This is a genomic window from Methylobacterium sp. (genome assembly GCF_019750675.1).
Classification (GTDB): Bacteria; Pseudomonadota; Alphaproteobacteria; order Rhizobiales; family Beijerinckiaceae; genus Methylobacterium.
Window position 1 is genome coordinate 1 of record NZ_JAIEOF010000045.1, and the last position, 5403, is coordinate 5403.

General features: G+C 66.1%; 5 protein-coding genes and 1 pseudogene. 5 read left to right on the forward strand and 1 reads right to left on the reverse strand.

The features are described from left to right. The 5 genes from K2X24_RS02255 to K2X24_RS02275 form a co-directional block, all read left to right on the forward strand. On the forward strand, positions 1-455 hold a 455-nt coding region (locus tag K2X24_RS02255), incomplete at its 5' end, for a hypothetical protein (RefSeq protein WP_292494236.1). A 124-nt stretch (positions 456-579) separates the two neighbouring features. Beyond that, complete coding sequence (locus tag K2X24_RS02260; protein ID WP_292494237.1) at positions 580-1929, forward strand: sulfite oxidase; 1350 nt, start codon at positions 580-582, stop codon at positions 1927-1929. Positions 1930-2048: 119 nt separating this feature from the next. Then, complete coding sequence (locus tag K2X24_RS02265) at positions 2049-2309, forward strand: hypothetical protein (protein WP_292494238.1); 261 nt, start codon at positions 2049-2051, stop codon at positions 2307-2309. Between the two features lie 86 nt (positions 2310-2395). Further along, on the forward strand, positions 2396-2866 hold the full coding sequence (locus tag K2X24_RS02270) for a DUF305 domain-containing protein (protein ID WP_292494240.1): 471 nt from the start codon (positions 2396-2398) through the stop codon (positions 2864-2866). Continuing rightward, the gene (locus tag K2X24_RS02275; protein WP_292494242.1) at positions 2863-4302 is read left to right on the forward strand and encodes a YncE family protein; all 1440 of its coding nucleotides are present in this window, start codon (positions 2863-2865) and stop codon (positions 4300-4302) included. Before K2X24_RS02270 ends, K2X24_RS02275 begins: the two co-directional genes overlap by 4 nt. A 399-nt stretch (positions 4303-4701) precedes the next feature. On the opposite strand, the pseudogene K2X24_RS02280 reads toward K2X24_RS02275, so the two are convergent. Beyond that, positions 4702-5256 (reverse strand): annotated as a pseudogene (locus K2X24_RS02280) (MFS transporter); the annotation flags it as partial. Positions 5257-5403 lie beyond the last annotated feature (147 nt).

A 5403-nucleotide genomic window follows, 5' to 3' on the forward strand; every position in this document is an offset into this window, starting at 1 on the left:
TACTCGGCGCGTCTCTCGTGCTTGCGCTCTCGACCCGCGAGGCTCCGAAGGACGGCGGCTCCCGACTTCAGTCGATTGCACAGACCCAATCGGGCCTACACACGGCGGAGCTGCAGATCCCGAACCTGGATGCCGCTAACCTCAGACTGGAGCGCGTAAGCTTCGCCTCCGACACTCGACCGACCCGGGCCGACGCCTTCTACATCGGCGAACGCGGCTGCCGCGTCCGCCTTACGATTACCGAACGCGGCGCGCCGGAGGACGCCGTGCCGGCAACGTCCCAGGTCGCGCGATGGACGGTCGGGGCCTTCGCCTACCGGCTCACCGGCGAGCAGCTGGACACAGAGCGGTTCGCCGCGACGGTAGCGCTTGCCGAGGCTGGCAGTCGCAGCCCCGGATCGATGATGGTCGCCAGTGCGTCGGACCCGCTGATGGGCCGTCCTTGTCTCGGCTGAACCTTTGTTTGGCGCGGCAGGGAATAAAACGGCGGTCCCGACCTGTCTGAACATTCGACGCCACCAGAGCACGACGGCCGCCGGGCCGATCACGCCGGAGTCCTGTCGGAGAGGAACGCCAGCCATGAGCACGCAAGGCCGTATCGAGCGCACGCTCGACGAACTGTACCGGGACGATCCCGAGCGGGCGGACGCGCTCGTGCATGGCCGTCGCACCGGCGCGAGCCGCCGCGGCTTCCTGAACGGAGCGGGGCTCGCCGCCATGAGCGCTACGGTCGGCGCCGCCATCCCATTCGCGGGCAACCTGCCGGCTGGACTCGTTCCTGCGGCGCACGCGCAAGGCGCCGCCCCCGCCCCGGCTGCGAAGGGTCCGCAGCCCCTGGATTTTCCCGGCAAGGACAAAGGCCTCGTGGTGCTCGGCGACCGCCCGCTGGTCGCCGAGACGCCTGAGCACTTGCTCGACGACGAAACAACGCCGACATCGAAGTTCTTCATCCGCACCAACGGCCAGATCCCGGAAGCGGCGGCCGATGCCGAGGGCTGGCGCTTCACCGTCGACGGTGAGGTGAACCAGCGGCTCGATCTCTCGCTCGGCGAGCTGAAGAGCCGCTTTACGCCCAAGACCTACCGCATGGTGCTCGAATGCGGCGGCAACGGCCGCTCATTCTTCCAGCCGCAGGCGCGTGGCAACCCCTGGACCAACGGCGGCGCCGGCTGCGCCGAGTGGACCGGCGTCCCCCTCGCTGACGTGCTGAAAGCCGCGGGCCTGAAGGACACGGCGAAATACACGGCGCATTACGGGGCGGACCCGCACCTTTCGGGCGATGCCACCAAGGAGTCGTTGTCGCGCGGCATGCCGATCGCCAAGGCGATGGAGCAGCACGGGCTCGTCGTTTTCGCCATGAACGGTGAGCCGTTGTCCAACATCCACGGCGGACCCTTGCGACTCGTAGTGCCGGGCTGGCCGGCCTCGCTCTCGCACAAGTGGCTGAAGCGGATCACGATCCGCGACCGCGAGCACGATGGACAGGGCATGACCGGCACGGCCTACCGGGTGCCGAACAAGCCGATGGTGCCAGGCGGCAAGGCCGACGAGACGGATTTTCGCATCCTCGAATCGATGCCGGTGCGATCGATCGTGACCGCCCCCGCCAACGGCGCACGGCTGCCCTCCGGCAGCCGTGAGATCGCCATGCGCGGTGCGGCCTGGGCCGGGGACCTCACCGTTTCAAGCGTCGACGTGTCGACCGACTTTGGCGCGACCTGGATCCCGACCCAGCTCGCGCCGACCCGCAACCGCTACGATTGGAGCCGGTGGAGCGTGAGTGTGCCGCTACCGTCGGATGGCTATTACGAGCTTTGGGTGCGTGCGACCGACAGCGCGGGAAGGGCGCAGCCCCACGTAGCAGCGAACTGGAACCCGCAAGGGTACGGGGGCAATGCCCTGCACCGCGTCGCGGTGCTCGTCGGATGAGGCGCCTCGGCATCGCGCGTCTCATCTCCGGCTTTGGCGCCGTCCTGATCGGAACCACCTTTGCTCTGACAATAGGGAGCCAGGCGCAGGAACCGACCGTCGCTGTGCGGGATCAGACGGTGGAAGACCTACCCGCGCATCCGGGCCGGGAGGAGACCTTCGGGTTGTGCACGGCCTGCCACGCCTACCGTCTGGTCTCGAACCAGGGCATGAGCCGGGAGCGCTGGGACGAGACCCTGACCTGGATGACCGAGCGTCAGAACATGCCTGACATCCAGGGCACCGAACGGGCCTTGATCCTGGACTATCTGGCAACCGCCCATCCGCCCAAGGCGCCGTCGCGCACGGGCGGGTTCCAGAACCCGTTCGCCCCGCAATAGCGACCCTCGGTTCGTGCGAATTGCGTTCCGTTGGCAGCGGGTCGCTCGCGTCGTCGTGGGCAGCATCACAAGAAACGAGAAACCATATGACTCGTCTGGCAGTGCCCTTGATAGTGGCTGGAATGTCGCTTGGCGGCATCGCTCTCGGATACGGAGCCGCACTCAGCCAAGCGGAACCGGCCCACCGTCACACCGCGCAGCCGCCCGAGCCGGCCGATGGTGGCTTTGACGTTCTAATGGCGCGGTCCATGGAGCGGATGCACGCCGACATGGCGGTCCCGCCCTCGGGCGATCCAGACCGCGATTTCGCCGCGATGATGATCCCCCACCACCAGGGTGCGATCGACATGGCGAAGGCGCAGCTCATCCACGGATGCGATCCCGTCCTGCGACGCCTCGCACAAGGGATCATCGTCGAGCAAGGCCAGGAGATCGAGGTCATGCGCCGCGCGCTGGCGGATCGAGCCCCAGCCGCCGACACCGTGCCGTCGGCACCCGTCCCTCATTCCCATCACCACGGCGCCGCGCCGATGCCGGCACAAGGAACCACCCGATGAAGGCTGTCCTTCCGCTCGTCACCCTCGCCATGATCCTGTCTGGGCCAGCACTTGCCGGCCAAGCCCCAGGACCAGCCGCATCGCCAGATATCCCAATTAGCGCCCGCGACCGGTTCTACAGCTCGGATCAGTTCTCCAACACCGTCTCGGTCGTGAACCCAGTCGACAACAAGCTGCTCGGCGTTATCCGCCTTGGCGACATCACGCCAGCGAACCTCAGTCCACTTTATCGCGGCCAGCTGCTGGTCCACGGCATGGGCGTCTCGCCCGATACCAAGACCTTGCTTGCTGTCTCAATCGGCTCGAACTCAGTCAGCTTCATCGACACGGCGACCAACGCGGTACGGCAGACGACCTATGTCGGCCGCTCGCCCCACGAGGCCTTCTTCACGCCTGACGGTCGAGAGGTTTGGGTCAGCATCCGCGGCGAGGATTACATCGCGGTCCTCGACGCAGCCACTGGTAAGGAGACGGCGCGGATCACAGTGCCGAACGGTCCTGGCATGACGATCTTCTCGCCTGACGGGCGTTACGGTTACGTCTGCTCCAGTTTCAGCCCCGAGACTGTCGTCATTGACGTGAAGTCCCGCACGATCGCCGGGCGGGTCAAGCAGGAGAGCCCGTTCTGTCCCGACATAGCCGCGACGCCGGATGGCGCCCAAGTCTGGCTGACCCTGAAGGACGTTGGCCGCACGATGGTTTTTGATGCCAAGCCGCCCTTCGCGGTGATCAGAACCATCGAGACCGGGCCGCTTACCAACCACGTCAACTTCGCGCGCACCAAAGCCGGCCAGTTCGCCTACGTCACTATCGGCGGGCTCAACCAAGTGAAGGTGTTCCGCACCGATGATTTCTCGCCTGTAGCCACGATCCCGACCGGCGCGTTACCGCATGGCCTCTGGCCCTCAGGTGATGGCTCGCGCATCTATGTCGGTCTGGAGAACGCCGATCAGGCGGCCGTGATCGACACTGCCTCGAACACAGTGATTGCCACCATTCCTATCGGACAAGGGCCGCAGGGCGTCGTCTACGTCCCGAATGCGGTGCCGGATGGCGAAGGTATGCAGAACTTGCAGCCGCTAGGAGCAGCGGGCAAGTCGAGCTCGCTCACGCTCAGCGGGATTGATGGCAAGGCGGTGACGCAAGTCACGCTGTTCGATCAGGGCGTGCTCCAGACGCTTCAGGCTGCCGTGACGGGACTGCCTCCGAAGAAGCCGTTCGTGCTGGCGCTGTCGACCAATCCGAAAGGCTCCGGTGACATCGAGCCGCTCGCAGCCTTCATGACGAACCCCGCTGGTGCGGCGGTCGTCAACGCGATCGGCCCGATCCGGCAAGTGACGCAAGGCGCGCCAGAGGCGGCACGGCGCTACCTCGTGATCGTCGAAGGTAAGCCGGGCGAGACCGGGTCGCCAGTTCAGCTGCAGAAAGTTCCATAACGGACGAGCGGCTTTATCAGCCGCAGTCGAGGCCTACGTTCCAATAGGGCTTCCTCTAGTGGAACGCTCCACGCCTCGCCGATAGACTACTTCGACGCGGGCCCATCGGAGCATAAGAAAGGTATGCTGAACGTCTCAGAATTCATTGGAACGGCCGTAGCTTGCGAAAGCTGAGTAGCATCTGCTTTCCCTGCAACACGCTCATCCGCGTCTGTTCTATCAGGCTGCCTAGAAGCGGACGCTCTGAAGGTCCGACAGGGGTGGAAACCGGACTTTGACCTTTGGTCCCGAACCGGACGTTTCGCCTCCAACATACAGCAGGCGCAGCTCGCCCCATCCCGGTCATTTGGACGATGAAGATTGTCGTGGCCTCCGTCAGGCACACTTGAGTTTTGAGGGCTACCGCCCTCGCCAGAGTGCCCCGATCAGGCCGAGATTGGCCAGGGCCAGGGCGAGGAGCAGCCACCACAGGGCATCCGGGCCGGCGCGGGTCAGCACGACCGCTCCCGCGGGCGGCGCGAGGGCCTGGGCGACGAGGCCCGGGCGCGCCAGGCGGCCGACCACCAGGGCGTAGCGGTCCTGCCCGAACAGGGCCAGCGGCACCGTTCCGCGAGCGATCGAGTAGATGCCGTTGCCGCTTCCGTAGAGAACCAGCCAGATCCCGACACCGGGCATGCCGGAGGCGAGGAACGCCAAGCCTGCCGCGACGAGGCCGAACGCCGCCGTCAGCGTCCAGAGCGGATGATGCCGGCCCTTGAGGGCCATCTCCACGATGCGGGCGCCCACCTGCGCCGGGCCGATCAGCGCGCCGTAGGAGACGGCCGAGGCCAGCGCGACGCCCCTTGCCTGCAGCAGCGTGATCAGGTGGACCGACACCAGCGACATGATCGCCCCGCCGAGCACCAGCACCCCGGCGAAGAGGAGGAAGGCCCGCCGCTCTCCGGGCGAGAGAGGACGGGTGCTGTCCCGCTGGGCATCCGTCGCTGCCGGCCGCAGCGGAGCCGACGGGATCAGCAGGAGCACCAGCTGTTGATTTCCGCTGAGAGTTGACCCGGCGTTTTCGTTGAGAAGTGACCCAGGTTCAGGGGTTGATGTTTATCA